This is a genomic window from Njordella aestuarii, from assembly GCF_056494165.1.
Genome location: NZ_CM151397.1, coordinates 4,168,095 through 4,186,366, shown reverse-complemented (window position 1 = coordinate 4,186,366; position 18,272 = coordinate 4,168,095). Strand labels below are relative to the sequence as shown.

Sequence of the window (18,272 nt, the reverse complement as noted above, 5' to 3'; positions counted from 1 at the left end):
CTGCCCATTGATTTGGTTTATTCGGACCAATGCCCGGTGTCAAGTCTGATAATGCAGGGCCAAACGTTCAGACGGGGCGGCGTCCGCTATGGTTTTCGAGGTAAAAAACGCTTCGCTCGGACTGAATCTCTTGCATTTCCTACGACCAAGTCCTATGGCAGAGCAAATCAGTTGCCAGAGTCTGCAGTCGAATCGGTGATAATTTGGGCAATTTCACCGCGGACGAAATCATCCGCCTCGACGTCAAACCGCTTGCGCAGGATCTCATGCCCGTTCACACGGTTGCATTGCGCGATGGCCCACGCGGCTGCGACACGAAGTGTGGGCAGTTCGTGCCACAAAAATTGCTCAAGTTCACCTTGGAGGCTAGTCAAGCGTTGGTTGCCAACGGCTATCAGGGCATTTCGTTGCAGCCCTGATAGTTTGGTACGCCAGAGCGGTGTTTTGCGGTATTGCTTTCGAAAGTCAGCTTCCGAGAGATGGAGAATGTCTCGCAAGTCTAGCTGCATCAGGCCTGAAGAAGGAGCGAAATTTTGTTGCGTTGCAAATTCTGCTTTGCGGTTCCAAGGGCACACTTCCTGGCAAATATCGCAGCCAAAAATCCAGTCACCAAAACCCGGACGCAACTCCGCCGGTACAATATCGTGGCTTTCAATTGTGTGATAACTAATGCATCGCGTTGCGTCCAACATGCGTGGTTCGACGAAGGCCTGGGTTGGGCATGCATCGAGGCACGCTGTACAAGTTCCGCAATGGTCGGCAACTAAGGGGACGTCTGGGGGGAATTCGCGATCACTGAGTATGGCTGACAGAAAGAAGTAGCTACCCCACTTTCGCGAGAGAAGCATGGTGTTCTTTCCGATCCAACCAAGACCTGCTTGCATGGCAAACTCTCGTTCTAATAGTGGCGCACTGTCGACGACGCCGCGAAAATGACTGTCGGGCCACACCAATCGCAGTTCCTTGATTAGCGATTTCAGCTTTTCATGAAGCGTATCGTGATAATCGTTACCGCTGGATGCATACCTTGCGACGCGCCCCGCCCCCGAGGGGACGCCCTTGGCTGGTTGTGCAGGGTAGTGATATGAACTAACGAGCATCAAAATTGAGCGGCAATTCGGTAAAACCCCCGACGGGTGCCGGTAAGCTTCCAGGCGATTTTCGATATACTGCATCGAGCCCGCATATCCTCGATCCAGCCAATCGAGCAGTCGTCCGAAGCCCTTGGCGTCGTCTGCAGCCACAAAGCGACTATCCTCGAACCCGATTTGTTTGGCGAACGCTTTGATTTGGTCTGTTTCCATTCGAAGCGATCTAAGAATCGGAGTGTTTAAAGGGGGTATCCACCAAATGGGTGGCATCGAAAACTGCGCAGTTAGTGCAAATTCACACCCGAGGTAATGCAAACTAATGTGAAGGATGCCAACGGTTTACGGCATCGCCACCTAGGAATTCTTTGCTTTACCGTTTAAAAAATCTAGAGCGAACTTTATGGCAGTCGGTGATTGCCGACTCAAGCACTTAGCGAGAAAGATACATGGCGAGGGACCTTAAGTCATTACGCAACATCGGCATTATTGCTCATATCGACGCGGGCAAAACGACTGTTACCGAACAAATGCTCTACATGAGCGGCACGAAGCATCGCGCTGGGGCAGTCGATTCTGGCACTACGGAAACCGATGACGACCCGGAGGAGCAGCAGCGGGGTATTACAATTTTCTCTGCTTGTGTGACGTTTCGATGGCGAGAATGCCAAATAAACTTGCTAGACACCCCAGGACACGTCGATTTCACCGCTGAGGTTGAACGCTGCTTGCGCGTTTTGGATGGCGCGGTGGTCGTGTTCAGTGCGCGTGAGGGAGTGGAAGCTCAGAGTGAGACCGTTTGGCGGCAAGCAAGCAAGTATCGCGTGCCGCGGATGGTGTTTATCAATAAACTCGATCGTGAAGGTGCCGATTTTTACCGTGTTCTTGATGAAATTGGACCTCGGCTAGCTGCAAATCCCGTCGCGATCCAAATCCCTGTCGGTAGCGGACCGGCTCATACCAACGATCCGTTTACTGGAATCGTCGATTTGATCCACATGACTTATTTAACCTTTGATCACGATGACAAAGGGAAGACCGTAACGACGCAAGAGATCCCCGAACACTTGCTGGATGACGCGGAAGTTTGGCGTTCCGAGATGCTTGAAAAGCTCTATCCGCACGACGAGAACCTGATGACTCTTGCGATGGAGGAGCAGGAAATTACTGCAGCGGACATTTTGGCAGCGGTACGTGCAGCGACCATTTCGCTCCAACTCCAGCCTGTGTTGTGCGGCTCTGCACTTCATGGAGCCGGTTTACAGCCATTGCTGGATGGCGTTAACCGGTTTCTGCCCAGTCCTCTTGATCGCCCCCCTGTGGAAGGGGTGGATCCCAAGAAACGCGACAAGGTGCTGCTTCGCAATCCAGATGTCGCGGAACCCGTGTGCGCTCTTGTGTTTAAAATTTTACCCGCCAAGACAGGTGACTTGTATTGGATAAGGATGTACTCAGGTAAGCTCGATGCCAACAGTCGCTTGCTGAATCCTAACCGGGATAAAAAAGAAAACGTTGCTCAGCTATGGCAGATCCATGCCACAAAGAAAGAGCGACAGGGGCAAGTACAGTCGTTGGAGGCAGGCGATATCGCCTGTGCGATCGGACCGCGAGATTCTATGACTGGTGACACGTTGTGCGACACCCGTGATCCGATTGAGCTTCCTTCGATTCAGTTCGCACAAGCCGTCATTTCGATGGCGATTGAACCCGAAAACACGACTGAACGGAAGAAGTTGGCTGAAACACTTGATATGTTAAAACGCCAGGACCCTACGTTTCGCGCTGTTGAGAACTCGGAGTCCGGTCAGACCCTCATAAGCGGGATGGGCGAGTTGCATCTCGAGGTTATCAAAAATCGCCTTGTGCGAGACTTCAATTTGAACGTGAAGTTCTACAAGCCTCGCGTTAGCTATCGCGAAACGATCGAGAAAGCGGTTGAAGTCGAAGGGCAATGCAATCGCTTAGTTGCTGGCAATCAAATGTTTGCTCGGCTGAAAGTTCGTTTTGAGCCGCTCGAAGACCCGTCACAGCCTATCATTGTATTGGACCGAACGCCGCCAGAGAAAATGTTACCCGAGAATCTTCGCCAAGCGGTTCTCGACGAACTGAAGAATCGTGGCGAAGGAGGTGGTGTCATCGGTTCATTCCCGCTGACCGGAATGCGTATCAGTGTGTTGGGGGCGGAAGTAGCGGAAACAGGTTCAGACGAAGTCGCTTTTCGAATTGCTGCCAACGATGCCTTTAGTGAAGGACTTGAGAAAGGAACCCCTGCCCTGCTAGAGCCGGTCATGCGGATGGAAATCATGACCCCAGACGACTATATGGGTGAAATCGTCGGCGATTTGCAACAACGGCGAGCTATCATCGAAAAGACGGAGAATCGAGGGGCCGCAACGATGATCGTCGCTCACGCCCCATTGAAAGAACTGTTTGGATACTCAAGTGCTATCCGCTCGCTTAGTCAGGGGCGAGCTTCGTCATCAATGGAACCGTTTGGGTATCAACAAGCTCCGCAGCAGGACGTGGAAGCCTTTGCCATGTAAACTAGATGCAATTGTCGATCGCAAGTGCCCGCTTTTACGACTGGAAAACTCGCTCTCAGGTTTTTACCGAATAAACTGAAGTTCGTGAGTTACGGTCGTCTGCTCTCTGCCGCTTTGAGATGATTGCAACGTCAAGTTCCAAAATTCAAGTATCACTTCCTACGGCCCAAACAGTTCGAATAACATGCCCATTCAAGTCAAATGCACGTGCGGCCAAGTCATGACTGTGCCGGATTCCGCTGCCGGTAAGGTTGGTAAGTGCCGAAAATGCCAGCAGCCGATCAAAGTTCCTGGTGGGGATGCGAAGCCAACTGCGTCTAGTTCCGCAGCGACTGCGGCCCGGCCTGCGTCACCGAAACTGGCCCAAAAACCAGCAGCGGCCGCCGCCTCCCCAATGGGAAGCTCTGGATTGGACAAGCTCTTTGCGGACGCGGGGATTGGTAAAAGCAAGGGGCCCGCCTGCCCGTCGTGCGGAGCATCGATTGCTCCCAACACTGCCGTATGCATTGAGTGTGGGTTTCACCTCGAAAGAGGGGAAAGGATAGCTGGGTTTGTTCAAACCAAAGTGGCTGGGTCGGAATATGAGGACAAACGATTAGAAGAAGCGGCGATCAATATAAAACGCGATCACGATACCGAAGAACGTATTAAGTTCATCGGTGCACCGTGGTGGGTGACGCTTGCAATGCTGCTCGGACTAGTGGTATTGATTGGAGCAGGTGTAATTCGAGCTGACGCAAAGACTACAGAAGTGTTTGCGCCGAAAGGCACATTTGCCTATGCCATTCAAAAAATGGGCATTTTTGCGTTGTTATCATTTATTGGTACGACCATTTCGGGCTTAGTTTATTTCTTGTCGTATCTAGCTGTTACGATCGCTGCCTTCAAAGAGTCGATTGCGAAGGGCTTTATGAGTCTTTTTATTCCGTTCTTCTCGCTGTACTATGCATTCGTAAATCGCAAAGAACTTGGTACCTCAGCCAACGTGCATATGATATGGGTTGTGTTCCTGGCTATTTTTGGTGGCTGGTTCATTGCGAACAAAGGGTACGCTTGGTTCTAATTGCTAGGAGTCACCAACCCGTGCGTCTTAGATTGCGAGTTATAAATGCCACTGTATGAATATCACTGCAAGAGCTGCGATAGGGATGTTGAAGTACTTGTCAGAACTGTCAGCGATCAGGCAACTTGTCCCGAGTGCGGTTCCGACAAGCTTAATCGATTGCTAAGTGTAATTGCCAAGAGTGTCAGCGGCGGAAACGCTCAAGAATGCGAAATCCCGCGAGCCTGTGGGCGTCCCCAGTGTGGTACAGGCGGGTGTATGATGGGATAATTGCTTCATGTTGCGTGCTTCCTCCTATCTGGGCCTTCCGTATGTTAGCAAGTGCAGTCCGCTTTTCGTTCGTCGGCTACATAGTCCTGCTCTCAGTGGCAGTAGGTTGTAATCGAGACAGAGGTGAAGGTTCCAAGTCGGGTCAGACGCTGGATCGGATCGTTGCCGAGCCATTGCAAGTTTTACCTGCGTCCAGTTTGGCGAAAGTTTCCTATGCGAAGCGAAGTAGTTGGGTGCAAACGCGTCAAGCGGTGAAAGCCCCTGCTGGAACAGAAAAAATTGACTTGCGTTACGATGTGCTGCGGCAAGGTGACCGCTCCACACAACTTTCCGCAGATCAGAACATGGTGTTTTCGCGGTCTGCGGCACTCCCAACGGGACAGGCTAAGCAACTGGAGCAATCACTCTTCGTTCCGCCTTCACCAGACCTAGATGCCTTTGGAGGGGATAGCTTTCGAGCAAGCGTTCCAGTTAAAGTCGACATCGTCGATCGAAGTTTCGGAAGTTCTCTGCTTCAACAAACCGAACGAATTCAAATACTGAATGAGTATCAAACATGTTTCGTAATTCTTGCGGACCATGTCGAGCGACACGCTTTTTGGAATCGCTCGAACGTCGTGAGGTGGCCAGCTGGATTTTCGTCTCCGATTTCGACGATACCTTTTCAATGTATTTATGTGAGTTCCGATGATGCGAAATCTTCGCTACCCTCACAGTTTTACGGTTGGCTGAATACTTCGACGATTTGTTGGAACGAAACATCGGCCGACGATCTGACGGAGCAGCAGCAGCAAGCGATCATCGATTGGCTGCATGCTGGCGGGAGGTTGATAATCAACGGCCCAACTTCGATAGACGGTTTGGCCAATAGCTTTTTGCAAGGATACTTGCCTCTGGAGAAGCTTGTCAGTAATGATTCTCATGCCGGCGATTTGACAGAGACTCTAAATAGTTTTGCCGTAGCAAAGTCCACGTATGAATTCACCCTTGATGGAGGCGCTACATTAGAGAACCCGGAAGAACTTGAGGATCGTCCACCAGTCAACGAGAAATTGAAGGCTTCGGCAATCGTATCAAATCTTTGCGCTGGAGATCTGGCAAATGAAGCCAGTTGGGTTCAGGGCTGCCATGGATTGCTCGCAGAGCGTGCTGTTGGAGCGGGGCGTGTATGTATGTCAACTTTTGATTTGGCGGGACAAGAGCTGACGATTTGGCCAAGTTACGGAAGTTTTTTGAATGCAACCGTGTTTCGACTGCCGGGCCGAACCTGGGCCATAAATGGAGATGAGAGATACAGTTTCTACAACGAACAAATGACTGGTAGAGAGCAGTTGTTAAGTTCATTTTCGAACTTGACGTTGCTGTCTCGACGTGAGCCTCATCGAAATGCACCTACGAGCACACGAAGCGATTATTCCTTTCCAGGCGACGGGCAAACTGTTTCTCAATCTTGGAACGGTACGAATGGAGAAACTCGTTGGACAGACGGAGCATGGTTTTCACAGATAGCACTTGATAGTCTGCGTCAGATCTCCGGCATCAAGGTCCCGCCCGTGAACTATTTGCTGAAACTTCTGACCGTCTACTTGGCCATCCTGGTGCCTGCCAACTGGATAGTTTTTCGAATCATAGGGCGACTTGAGTGGGCCTGGTTCACCATTCCAGTCATTGCTTTGGTTGGGGCTGGTATAATCGCTCGAATGCTGCAAGTAGAGATTGGGTTTGCGCGTAGTCAGAATTCAGTTAGCTTGCTGCAAACGCAGGCTGGCTACCCTCGCGGAATTCTGACGCAGTATGTTTCGCTCTACTCGTCCCTATCTACACGTTTCTCAGTTTCATTGCCGGATCAAAACGGCGTCGTTAGTCCGGTCGGCGGCCTCGGGGTATCAGATAATAAAATTGAATACCGAGCGTTCGACGACCAAGGGTCAGGGATCCGCAGCTTACCAATTCGATCACACACGACGTCAACCTTCCATGCCGAGGAAGTCGTGTCGATGAACGGAGACTTTGATATACAGATTGATGACGCAGGACGAAAGCAGATCTTAAACAATACTCGTCTCGCGTTGCGGGACGCGGTGTTGTTGGTCACTTCATCGGATCGGCAAGAATTGTTTTGGGTCGGCGACGTAGGTGCTTCGGACACGATAAACGTCGATGAAGCCGAAGCTTTCCAGTTCGCTCAGCTTGGCGAACGGCTCCGAAAGTCTTTTGACCAGCGCGAACGGAATCGGCAAGGTTCGGAAACGAGTGAAGAATTGGTCTCCATGGACCGGCAAGACCTTGCAATCGTCAATGCAATCACGGGATTTGCGTTGATGCCGGCCCATCCGAGGACAGAGGCAACGATTCTGGCTTGGACTGAAAACGACATATCGACGCTCAGAATTTCGCCTGCCGCATCGCAGATCAGCGGGCGGACGGTGGTTTGCTGTCAGCGATTCAAATCAGCCTACGCGCCTCCAGAGCAAGATCGAAATCTGCCGCCGCGGATTTTTGAATCTGATGACTGGAACGACAACTCCAATTTTGACGAAAATGTAGACTAAGTGCCTGTATCCTACCTGTCCAAAGCGACTTTAGAAAAGTAGACGCTGACGTTACGGCTTATAGCGATATTCGCAGGGAGAATTAACCAAGTTAAGGAGGAATTAACACGTTTGCCGCTTTACCATAAGGGTCGACTGAATCAAAATTGCGGTTAGTATGACGTGGCACGGTTAGTGGCGGCAAGGATTCTGACATCTGCAGCCCAGGGCGACCCGACCGATTGTAAATTTGAGCTCGGAGCGGTTTTATATGAGTTATACCGGACTAGTAGTGCAGTTATTGGCACTTGCCGGCTCGTTTCTAGCCGCTGTTCTGCTAACGCCACTTTTCCGAGTTCTCGCAATTCGAGTTGGGCTGGTTGATAGCCCTGACGCCCGCAGAAAGCTACACCACGAAGAAATCGCGCTTTGCGGTGGGCCTGTTGTGCTCGTGTCGACGTTGATTGCCGCGTCCGCTGCGGCCTTTACCGTACCTCTGGTCTGGGAGGCGATAACAACCCGATTTGTTGCGTTGGCTGCGATGCTTTTCGGTTGTGTATCAATCGTCGGGCTTGGGCTCATCGACGACCGTTTTGGCCTTCGCGGGCGGCAGAAGCTAATTGGGCAAGCCGTCATTGCAACCGTTCTGGTGTTGTCTGGGTACCAGATTGAAGTTGTCGGGTTCTTCGGTTACACCGTCAATTTAAGTGTGTTTGCGGTTCCTGTTTCGATCGCGTGGCTTCTCCTAACTATCAATTCGATCAATCTTATCGATGGTGCGGATGGACTTTGTTGCAGTGTCGGGTGGATTGCCTGTGCGGGCTTTGCAGCGATGGCATCTTTGTTGGGCCATTGGCTGGAGGCGACTTTTGCGGCAGCAATCGCCGGTGCTCTCCTAGGCTTTCTCGTTTACAACTTCCCGCCTGCAAAGGTCTTTCTTGGCGATAGTGGATCAATGCTGATTGGGCTAATTTTGGGAGCCCTCGCAATTCGAACTTCATTGAAGGGTCCGACGGCGGTTTCCATACTTGGCGCAGTAGCAATTTTGGCTCTTCCATTTTTCGATTCCTCGATGGCAATCATTCGGCGGAAGCTCACGGGACGTAGCATTTTTAGCACTGATCGAGGGCATATCCACCACAATTTGATGTCGAAGGGCTTCGGCCAGAGTCGACTTGTATTGTTGATTAGCCTTTGTAGCGGGATACTAGCAACCGGAGCTTTTCTCTCGGCCGCACTCAATAACGAAGTCCTTGCGCTGCTGGCAGTCTTGGTTGTGTTGGGATGTCTCATAGCCAGTCGCTTGTTCGGTTATGCGGAGCTTCGATTGTTAGCGAGTCGCATTGTTCATTTTGGTACATCCTTGGTTCCACGACTAAGTCGCGATTCGGGACGTTCTCAACAACACTATCGACTGCAAGGTGAGCGAAGTTGGGAGACGATATGGGATTCGCTCGTGGAGTTCGCTGACAAACATGACCTAGCAAAAGTTTGTCTGGATCTTAACGTTCCTTGGTTGCACGAAGGCTATCATGCTTGCTGGAACCGCGACAAATATCCCGACGAAGCGAATCGTTGGAAGATGGTTTTGCCAATCTACGCCCAAAATCAGTCGCTCGGGCGAATCGAGTTCGTAGGACCTATGGCGGCCGGTGCAAGTATCGATGTACTTGAATCGTTGACTGTGTTGGTGGACTCGCTGGAACACGAGATCACGCGAATCGTTGTGGAGCATTCGAGCGAATCAGCGATGGCCGATAGCACTGGAGCGTTGTCTGACGCCGCAAAAGACGACGCAGTTGAATACGCAGTTTGACGCCGTGATTAGGCGCTAGTGGTGCGTCAACGTTAAAAGTTGGGTTAGTAGTTTTGGTGCTCGGGCGTCTTGCGTTTTTATAACACCACATCTTTGTTGACCCCCATGAGCTCATCTCGTGGGTGAATAAGTTTGGCAAGCTAGGCACCGAAGCTCTCCCAATCCAGCGAGTTTAACTTGTGCTCGCCGCTTGAAGCGGCGAGCACAAGTTAAGCTCGGAAGGTTACGCAAATTGCGGATTGTATCTAGCTTGCCAAACTCGGCTTCCTGCAATACGAGCTGGCAGGGGAGCAATACTTGATGACTTGTGTGGTTATAGAAAAGCGTCCCGCCAGCATTTTCGGAGCTTTGCGAGCGAGACGTTCGCCGACCGAACCTAAGATTAAGCTCTGACGCAGCGCTAGTCCGTCAGTTCTTCAATTGCAATCAGTCGAAATTCGACCGGATCTGAATGCCCTGCAAGACCGACGGCCCCTTTCGATCTGTCCTTGCCCGGGTGAGGCTTTCCGGCGAGGTACTCTGTGACGTTTGCGAGATCGGCGTCAAGGATCCGCGTGCCGTTCAGTTCTACTTGAATCTTTGAGCCGCTCACTTCCACCTTCTGGTAATTCCACTGACCTGTTGGTCTCAAATAACCTCGATGAGCTGCTACCATCCCGTAGGCGCTACCGTGAGCTTGGCGAGGATCAAGACCGGCGTAGTTCTCGTGCGCGTCGTCCAAAATTTGCAACTCGCACATCGATTCGTATGCTCCATCGACACGTCCTTCCTTATCGACGGGGTAGCGAATTACAAAGCCATTATTGCCAGCAGGGGGCATTTTGAATTCGGCAAACAGTCGGAAGTTTTCGTATTCTTTGCTACTGTAAAGCGTACCGCCCATTCCATCCTGACATCGTAGCACAACTTCATAACTACTAGTTGCACCCTTCCAGCCAGATAAAGCTGTGCCGTTAAAGAGGTACTCGGGATCCTTTATGTCTGATGATTTGAGGATGTCAGATGATTCTTCCGTCGACAATGACCGAATATAGATGTTTCGCCAACTGATTTCGCCGCCGTGCGTCTGCAGCTGAATCGGACCTGTTGAGACGAGTGGAAGTTCGCGCGCAAAATAGTTTGCAAGTCTAGCATCATCGACCACTAATTGATCGTTGAGCCACACCCAGCATCGTTCGCCAATCAGTCGAATGCGAAACTGATTCCATTCACCAAAAGCCCTATCTGCCTTAACAAGTGGGTCTTTTCCTTTCGCGCCTTCAGCGTTGTTCCAAAGCCCGCCGCTACCTTTGTCTGCACCCAACGGTATCACCGACTCGTCACTTGGGTCCCAGATTTGGACCTGAGGGATGCCTCGCAAGTAAATACCGCTGTCCGCTCCCGCCACAGTTTTGTACTGCAGTAGAAGTTCGAAATCACCGTATTCTTGATCTGTCGTCAAAAATGGGCCGTCACCGTCATTTACGAGTACGCCATCTACTGCCTTCCAGTGCGCAATCGTTTCCTCAGTCCATTTCGCTTTCTGATCAGTCGTCGCAGACTTGTATTCGTCGGGTGAAATTCCAGGGCGACCATGCCAGCCAGCTAGCGATTGGCCATCAAAGATTGATTCGAATCCTGTCGGAACCTCACTCACAAAGACAGGAGTCGCCGGCTCCTGGCCAAATACTGGCATGCCGTGGTTGAAGTTGGCTAGTGCTGCAACGCTGACTAGCGCGTAGGCAAATGCTTTGCGCTTAATTGACCGAGAGCGGCGGTGATTCGTCGACGCTCTTGTAGCTGATTCTTGATTGCACATAGTAGTTGTCTCCGAGGAGCTGCCAGTGGGGGTGGGAAAGTCGGACGCTTTGGTCCATGGTGGGAAGCCCATTGCCGGCGATAGGCGAAGGAGCGCCTGCGCCGCCAATGAGCTTGGGGGCTACAAAGATGTGTACTTCGTCAATTTGTTGGCAGTCGAAGAATGATCCGAGCAACGCTCCGCCGCCTTCGACTAAAACATTTGTCATGTTTTGCTTGCCAAGCTCAACAAGCAACTCTTCAATTCGATTGGTGGGCGACGCCGCTTCAATGAAAATGATCGAGCAACCTTCGTTCTCCAGTCGATCGGCTTCGGTTTTGTAGTCGGGATGGCAGACGACAACCGTCGGGACTTCGCGTGCCGTCCGTACCAATTGACTTGTCAGCGGAAGTCTGGCACGCGTATCCAAAACAATTCTAGTAGGTGTTCGGCAACCCGGCGGCCGCGCTGTCAGTAGTGGATCGTCGGTAATCGCCGTTTGAGCGCCGACAATGATACCATCCATACGGCCACGAATTTGATGCACTACTGCCAATGATTGTTCATTAGAAATCCATTTCGAATGCCCTTGAGCACTGGCGATTTTTCCATCTAGCGTCATAGCCCATTTTGCGATGACAAAAGGTTGCCCCCGAGTCACGAGTTTGCGGAATGGGCTGATCAGCGAATCGCATTCTGAGTTTGCGACGTTAAGTACAACTTCGATCCCGGCTGCCTGCAATTTCGCGACACCCTTGCCATGATTCTGCGGGTTTGGATCAAGGCTACCGATGCAGACCCGGCGAGGACGAGCGCGGAGGATTGAGTCCACGCATGGAGGAGTCTTACCGAAACTGCTGCATGGTTCCAATGTTATATAGATCGTAGCGTTTTTTGTTATCTCCGGTGAAACGCCGTGCAAAGCGTTTGCCTCCGCGTGGGCTTCGCCAAACTCTTGATGAAAACCACTCGAGATGACTTCGTTGTTCTCTACAATCACGCAGCCAACCATTGGATTGGGCTCAACATGCCCTTCCGCTCGTCTGGCAAGTTCGATCGCCTTTCGCATCCATTGTTCGTCGGTGTTTTCGGGCGATCGTGTAACTGTACCTGGCATCGGCAATCTAATAATGAGAGAGTCTAGAACGATAAGATTATATCACAGTTCGTAAAGGTAGTCGGCTCACGACTATGGGCTTACAGGGCAGCAGCCATTCGGAAAGGATCAGATTGCTTCCGAGACCTGTGCAACGGCGGCAGGTATTTTAATGCTGCCGCTGCGGGATATTGTACCGAAAGGCTAGACTTTAGCGGCCTTCCAGTAGTCTTTCGCCTAGAAAATCATCCAAATCAGGGATTGCAAGGATCTGTTTTGCAACACTGTCGACGTCGTATTCAACGCGGTGATATGAAATCACAGGATGGTCGTAAACAACATAGCAACTTCGCCAGTCGCCATCGCGTGGCTGCCCCACACTTCCAACGTTGATCATGTACTTGTCTTGATCATTGAGCTTTTTACCGCCCGATAAATCTGCTGCCGCTTCGAATTCCATCTCACTTGAAAATACACCGGGCACGTGTGTGTGGCCTTGGAAGCAGACTTGCGAGATCATCGAGAACAGCTTTTCCATTTTCCTTCGATTGTGAACATCTTCAGGAAAAACGTATTCATTTAACGGATTGCGAATTGAGCCATGGACATATGTTGTCTCGCCTTCGCGAATGAAACGCGGACGCTCCATCAGATACTTTAGCCGTTTCTTGATAGCGGCTTTCGAGCCATTATTTTCAATAACTGATCGCGTCCAGAAGATTGCCTGCTCCGCGGCCGCACTGAACCCTTCCGGGTCGATCAAGGCCCCATGGTCGTGATTGCCGAGCACGCAGGCGTCTAGCTTTTTCACTTCGTCAAGGCACTCCGTAGGATTCGGTCCATACCCTACGACGTCTCCCAGGCAATAAACTTTGTCGCAGTTGCGCGCGGAGATATCCTTCAGAACTGCCTGTAACGCAGCTAGATTTCCGTGAATGTCGCTGATGACCGCGATTCGCATATCTGTGGAAGATCTTTAATGTGGAGTTTTGTTAACTGTGGCGGAAAGGATGTTGTCGATTGAGATCACCAGACCGTCCAATTACTGAGCTGGTTACGTTGCTCTTATTTCAACTGCTGCAATATTGAGTGAGTGGGAAATCGTTAGGCGAAGGCTATAGTTGGCACTTGCGAGGCTAGCGACCCGTTCGCAAGCGATCGCCTAGAACATTGTCCAATTCGTCTACTGCGTAGATCTTGGAGATCGTTTTTTCGACATCGTACTCGACACGGCGGAAATAAAATCGATTCTCATTTCTGTCAACTATCACGTAGCAGCTGCGAGGATTCTCGTCGCGTGGCTGTCCGACGCTTCCAACGTTTACCATCAGCTTCTCACGGCCCATGGCAAATTCATGATTGCATTGGTCCGGCTCGATAAACTCCAGAAACTCTGTAAAAACGCCAGGCATATGTGTATGGCCCTGAAAACAGTACTGGTTCACGCGTTCAAACATGCTCCGGATCTTAGTCTGATCGTAGATCGTTTCCGGAAAGACATACTCATTCGTTGGATCGCGGGGCGAACCATGGACAAACTGCATGGAGCCTTCCGTTACGAATTTTGGCAGTTCGCTTATGTAATCCCAACGTTTGTTTGCAACAGCCTGCCGACCGCCAGAGGTGTCATCGAGCCGGTCGCGTGTCCAATAAATAGCGCGGAGGGCAACAGGATTAAAGCCGTCCGGATCAAAAAGAGCGGCTTGATCGTGGTTTCCCAAGATTGAGAAACGGGCCTTGCGCATCACTAAATCCAAGCATTCGCAAGGGTTAGGGCCATAGCCAACAATGTCGCCCAGGCAAATGATCTCGTCGATGGACTGCGTGGCGATATCCGCGAGCACTGCATTAAGTGCTTCCAAATTGCCGTGGATATCGCTGATTAACGCTTGCCGCACTTTTGAGAACTCCTGTTAAGATGATCGATCATTGTAGTTATACCTAGCGATTCCATTCAAGGATGCCCGTCAGGTTGATTTTTGCTTCAATTCGGAACAGTCGCTAAGAACTGGCGACGAATCGCGAAGTGTCTATGATTTGCGGCAACGACCATTGATTCCATCGGTTCCCGCAGAGCATTTGGGCAATGTGAAATAGGAAGTTCGAATACCGTCAGTCTTTATTAAATGTCTCAATTCATGGAATTTGCTTTACTGATACAGTGGTTAAATTCGATTCAGAAGGCGACGACATGTGGTTTATTCCTTGAGACCAGCGGCCTTGCGGGTTCAGTAGCCGTTTGGAACGGGCAGCGTTTAACCTTCACACACTTGGACTCTGGCAAAGGGTCAGCGCAAACTCTTGCGCCGGCAATAGTTAAAGTATTAGCTGCGGCAGAAATAGACATTAGCCAATTGGAGCATATTTCAGTGACGGCGGGTCCTGGATCCTTTACGGGGCTCCGCGTAGGGTTGGCGACTTCGCGGGCACTCGCTTTTGCCGCCGACTTACCGCTTGGTGGACTCAGTACACTCGAATCGCTAGCCTACGAATATGCGATCAGCGATGCTGGACTCGTAGAGCCATCTCCTAACTCAGATTCAGTCGCTCCGCTAGGGGCCCATGTGAACTTGGTGACGGCTCTCAATGCTTTTCGAAGCGAGCTGTTTGTGGCCAGCTGGAAGATTTGCAGGGGAATTGACCTCAACGGGCCGGAAGTCTTCAGAAATACATCCGATGCTAGGATCGTAAAAAAAGATCTCGTCGGCTTTGCTGAAGATGCCTTTGCAGGCGCTCCTTATGTAATCGTTTCCCCGGAGAAAACATCGTTTTTTGCAGAGTGCACCGCCGGAACGCTGCTGCAGCTCAGTCCGACGGCTTTAGGAATGATTCCAATCATCGCCCTTAATCCGCACAAGTATCTGCAACAAATTCCTGATGAAGTACTACCTATCTACCACCGGGGAAGTGCGGCCGAGGAAAAGCGAATGCAGACGTCGAGGGATAGAACGAGCTAGCGAAGTAGTGCCGCTAGATCGTATGGTTTGGCACAAACATTGGCCACACCGGCATTTAGCAACGGCGAAACGATATTCCAACGTGGGAAATCGGTCAAAACAATAGACTCTGCGTTCGGATAGGCCGCCTGTACTCTCGCAACCAAATCGTTCGCAGACTTCTGTTGCGCGGATTCGGATTTTGCATCAACGCGCCCCGTCTCGGGCAAATCCAAAAGTACTTTTCTGACGGACGCATGCGGAAGTTGGCCCGTCCAGTCAGTTGCCATAGCCGTCCAGCCGAGGGATTCAGCTGCGCTACAGAATGATCGACAATGCTCTGGCGTTTCGCTAATGAGAAGAACGCTCGGTGAAATACAGGGTTCGGTACTAGCTTTGCGCGCCAAGCCAAGCATTGCAGGAAGTTTGTACAGCTCGTACCAGTAAAAACTTTGGAGAGGATTTGGAAAAGGTGTCGCACGCGTTGCACCTTGCCACCAATCGCCAAGGATCGCGGTGAACGAGCTTTGGGAGCGTGCACTCGCAAGCTGGCAAAGCTGTTGCAAAAGCTGCGGATCACGATTTGGCAAGCCAATCAGGACGTGGGGCCTCCAGGAAAAATCTTCGTCCCTCAGCGCCAGTTCTTCGGCGGTAACGTATTCAACCGACCCGTTTGACAATTTTTCTAAGGTCTTCGTTTTGTGTCCAAACCATTGGAGTTCAGAGGTGAAGGATTCGGCATTTAGCACGGCAGGTTTACTGTATTGAAGAAGCTGTAAGTCGTTATGTGGCACGCAAACGGGGCTCGCAGGACCGCCGCATTGTTCTTTTTAGCTAGGATCTGCGGAATTTTTCAGCAATTTTCGGCTGGTGAACGAGGAGCATTGAAGCAACGAAAGCGTCCGATTTTCCCCTTCAAACGTCATAAAGTTGCTTTCACGAGTTGTGTAAATGACAGCTTTTCTGTTTGCCGATAGCTAGCATAGGCCGTCCAGATACTTGCGTCCGGGAATCACGTCTCTATACTACCCGAACTTTTCGTAAGCGGTGAAGACCACCTAAACCTCCCAACTTACCTAACCGTGAGTTACCTGATTCTCATACATGCAATTGGGCGGTCTCATCAGAAGGGAAGTCGTGGAGTTTGCAGCAGGCGTATGCTTGTTCAGTTGCTCCATGACTATTGAATTGATTTCGCACAATTCGTGCTCGTCAAAACTATACTAGGGAAGGATAAGTCGCATGTTGCGAGTTATTGGTTTGCTGTTGATGACAGTAGTTCACTCTGCTCAGTCTGAAAAACTTTCTTATGAGGATGCTTATCAAAAAGCGCACAAGGAAGAAAAGATTCTTTTAGTCGTCGTAGGTGCTGATTGGTGTGCCGCATGCAAGACGTTGAAGTCTGGCACGATCGAGCCAATGCAGAAATCCGGAAAGCTTGATTGCGTAGTGTTGACACAGGTCGACAAGGACAATCAACCAGAATTGGCAAAGCAGGTAATGACCGGTAATACGCTCCCTCAATTGGTCGCTTTCAAAGAAACTGCGGAAGGTTGGAAGCGGTTTTCGCTGAGTGGAATTCAAAGCGAGAAGCGGGTTCAGGAGTTGATAGTTGCGGCCGGCGGAGAGGTAAGTTCCGAAACTGCGGCGACCACGGCAGCGTTGGTTCGCTAGGTATCAACTAGAAGGTGGCTGACGCATTGAATTGCGGCCATAGCTTCAATACTGCCGCTCTTTTTCTTGCTAGAAGGAGCGTGCTTTAGGCTAAATACGAGGTTTGAACAACCGGTTTGAACCTTTCAATTGCTCCGAAATAGTAGCGCATCGAACAAATTTTCAATATTGGCGTATTATTCTCGGCTTCGAAAAGCCAGAATGGAACAGGTTATGTGGCTTTGAAAGCCGCGAAAACTCCGGTTGATACATCGCTGTGAGATGCAGCATGAGCGGTCGGTGCATTTAATCTTTTTCACGCTATGAAACTGTTTGATAGTTTGCAGACTCCGAAGCCGAAAGGTAAGAAAACTGAAACCGTAGCCATGATTGTGCTACGGCTTGTGTTTGTATTCGTGCTTGCTGGCGTAGGTACGATCTTTATTCGGACAAACACGTCCGGCCCCAACTATCTGCCCTACTTCGTGATGAGTGGGATTCTTTTGATAGCTGCCGGAGTGATCACGCTGGACGTGCTCTTCGAAAAGAAGCGTATTGAAATAATCTCCGCGGTCTATTTCGGGTTGTTAGTTGGAATGCTGCTTACATATCTCCTGTGGGTGGCGCTGACTCCGCTGTTAATTGATGTACCTGGGTCGGGCGCGTACCTGCTCATGCTGGCCGTGATTCTTAGTTACACTTGCATTTCGATGCTGTTGCAGACCAAAGACGATTTTCGCTTTGTGATTCCCTATGTCGAGTTTGTTCGTGAGATAAAAGGGACACATCCGCTGATCTTGGACACGAGCAGCATTATTGACGGACGTTTAGCGAATTTAGCCGACACTTCCGTTCTGGACAGCCAGATCATCATGCCACAGTTTGTGCTTCAAGAGCTACAGTCGATCGCGGACAGCAACGACAAGCTTCGACGTACGCGTGGTCGCCGAGGGCTTGATATCTTGAACATCCTTCAAAACCATGAAAAGCTCGAGTTTGTGATTTACGATCGCGAGCTGAGCGAGTGGGCCGGTTTGCCAGTAGACATGAAGTTAGTCGAGTTGGCTAAACACCTGAACGGCAAGCTTGTCACGGGAGACTTTAATCTCAACAAAGTGGCTAAAGTCCATAACGTTGAAGTCATTAATCTGAATGAAATTGCCAATGCTCTGAGGCCCCAGTTTCTTCCAGGAGAAGCGTTTCAGTTACGAATCGTCAAAATTGGGGAAGGTCAAGATCAAGGAATTGGCTATCTAGACGATGGGACAATGGTGGTCGTAGAGGGTGGAAGAGATCGCATCGGCAAGACTTCTGGAGTGATCGTGACTAGCAACTTGCAAACACAAGGTGGTCGCATGATCTTCGCAAAGATTGACGAAGCTGCTTGAGGTATTGCTTTTTTCTCTGCATCAATACCTGCATTCGGTAGGTAAATTTTACGAACTGCATTTTCTGATTGCTGTGCATAGAATATCTAGGTCCGCTTGCTATGTGGAGTC

General features: G+C 50.6%; 14 protein-coding genes. 8 read left to right on the top strand and 6 right to left on the bottom strand.

The genetic code is table 11. The annotated features are described in order from the left end of the window. Nucleotides 1–167: 167 nt before the first annotated feature. Nucleotides 168–1,304: a tRNA epoxyqueuosine(34) reductase QueG gene (gene queG / locus SH451x_RS16480; protein ID WP_479358087.1), complete on the bottom strand. Its 1,137-nt coding sequence runs from the start codon at nucleotides 1,302–1,304 to the stop codon at nucleotides 168–170. Nucleotides 1,305–1,537: 233 nt separating this feature from the next. Between queG and fusA the strand changes: the two genes are divergently transcribed. The 5 genes from fusA (at nucleotide 1,538) to SH451x_RS16455 (ending at nucleotide 9,311) form a co-directional block, all read left to right on the top strand. Next, nucleotides 1,538–3,631 carry an elongation factor G gene (gene fusA, locus SH451x_RS16475; protein WP_479358086.1) on the top strand — a complete coding sequence of 698 codons (2,094 nt, stop codon included), beginning with the start codon at nucleotides 1,538–1,540 and terminating at the stop codon, nucleotides 3,629–3,631. A gap of 184 nt (nucleotides 3,632–3,815) precedes the next feature. Next, a complete protein-coding gene (locus SH451x_RS16470) occupies nucleotides 3,816–4,694 on the top strand; it encodes a hypothetical protein (protein ID WP_479358085.1) in 879 nt (292 codons plus the stop codon). A gap of 45 nt (nucleotides 4,695–4,739) precedes the next feature. After that, entirely contained in the window at nucleotides 4,740–4,964 is a 225-nt protein-coding gene (locus SH451x_RS16465) for an FmdB family zinc ribbon protein (protein ID WP_479358084.1), read from the top strand. A 41-nt stretch (nucleotides 4,965–5,005) separates the two neighbouring features. Further along, nucleotides 5,006–7,516: a hypothetical protein gene (locus tag SH451x_RS16460; RefSeq protein WP_479358083.1), complete on the top strand. Its 2,511-nt coding sequence runs from the start codon at nucleotides 5,006–5,008 to the stop codon at nucleotides 7,514–7,516. Between the two features lie 250 nt (nucleotides 7,517–7,766). Beyond that, nucleotides 7,767–9,311 (top strand): MraY family glycosyltransferase, encoded by a 1,545-nt coding sequence (locus tag SH451x_RS16455; RefSeq protein WP_479358082.1) that lies wholly within the window; start codon nucleotides 7,767–7,769, stop codon nucleotides 9,309–9,311. A 400-nt stretch (nucleotides 9,312–9,711) separates the two neighbouring features. Here the strand turns inward: SH451x_RS16455 and SH451x_RS16450 are convergent, their stop codons facing one another. The 4 genes from SH451x_RS16450 to SH451x_RS16435 form a co-directional block, all read right to left on the bottom strand. Further along, nucleotides 9,712–11,109 (bottom strand): 3-keto-disaccharide hydrolase, encoded by a 1,398-nt coding sequence (locus SH451x_RS16450; protein ID WP_479358081.1) that lies wholly within the window; start codon nucleotides 11,107–11,109, stop codon nucleotides 9,712–9,714. Continuing rightward, nucleotides 11,048–12,205, bottom strand: coding sequence for a bifunctional diaminohydroxyphosphoribosylaminopyrimidine deaminase/5-amino-6-(5-phosphoribosylamino)uracil reductase RibD (gene ribD, locus SH451x_RS16445; RefSeq protein WP_479358080.1), 1,158 nt, complete (start codon nucleotides 12,203–12,205; stop codon nucleotides 11,048–11,050). Before ribD ends, SH451x_RS16450 begins: the two co-directional genes overlap by 62 nt. A gap of 190 nt (nucleotides 12,206–12,395) precedes the next feature. Then, a complete protein-coding gene (locus tag SH451x_RS16440) occupies nucleotides 12,396–13,145 on the bottom strand; it encodes a metallophosphoesterase family protein (protein WP_479358079.1) in 750 nt (249 codons plus the stop codon). 175 nt (nucleotides 13,146–13,320) lie between these two features. Continuing rightward, nucleotides 13,321–14,082 carry a metallophosphoesterase family protein gene (locus SH451x_RS16435; RefSeq protein ID WP_479358078.1) on the bottom strand — a complete coding sequence of 254 codons (762 nt, stop codon included), beginning with the start codon at nucleotides 14,080–14,082 and terminating at the stop codon, nucleotides 13,321–13,323. Between the two features lie 240 nt (nucleotides 14,083–14,322). Here SH451x_RS16435 and tsaB point away from each other — a divergent pair, with 240 nt between their 5' ends. Beyond that, on the top strand, nucleotides 14,323–15,141 hold the full coding sequence (gene tsaB / locus SH451x_RS16430) for a tRNA (adenosine(37)-N6)-threonylcarbamoyltransferase complex dimerization subunit type 1 TsaB (protein ID WP_479358077.1): 819 nt from the start codon (nucleotides 14,323–14,325) through the stop codon (nucleotides 15,139–15,141). Here tsaB and SH451x_RS16425 read toward each other — a convergent pair. Further along, on the bottom strand, nucleotides 15,138–15,869 hold the full coding sequence (locus tag SH451x_RS16425) for a DNA-binding transcriptional response regulator (RefSeq protein ID WP_479358076.1): 732 nt from the start codon (nucleotides 15,867–15,869) through the stop codon (nucleotides 15,138–15,140). The two genes, tsaB and SH451x_RS16425, sit on opposite strands and share 4 nt — an antisense overlap. Nucleotides 15,870–16,362: 493 nt before the next feature. Between SH451x_RS16425 and SH451x_RS16420 the strand changes: the two genes are divergently transcribed. Both SH451x_RS16420 and SH451x_RS16415 read left to right on the top strand, forming a co-directional pair. Continuing rightward, the gene (locus SH451x_RS16420; RefSeq protein ID WP_479358075.1) at nucleotides 16,363–16,794 is read left to right on the top strand and encodes a thioredoxin family protein; all 432 of its coding nucleotides are present in this window, start codon (nucleotides 16,363–16,365) and stop codon (nucleotides 16,792–16,794) included. Between the two features lie 302 nt (nucleotides 16,795–17,096). Then, nucleotides 17,097–18,161 carry a PIN/TRAM domain-containing protein gene (locus SH451x_RS16415; protein ID WP_479358074.1) on the top strand — a complete coding sequence of 355 codons (1,065 nt, stop codon included), beginning with the start codon at nucleotides 17,097–17,099 and terminating at the stop codon, nucleotides 18,159–18,161. Nucleotides 18,162–18,272: the final 111 nt, after the last annotated feature.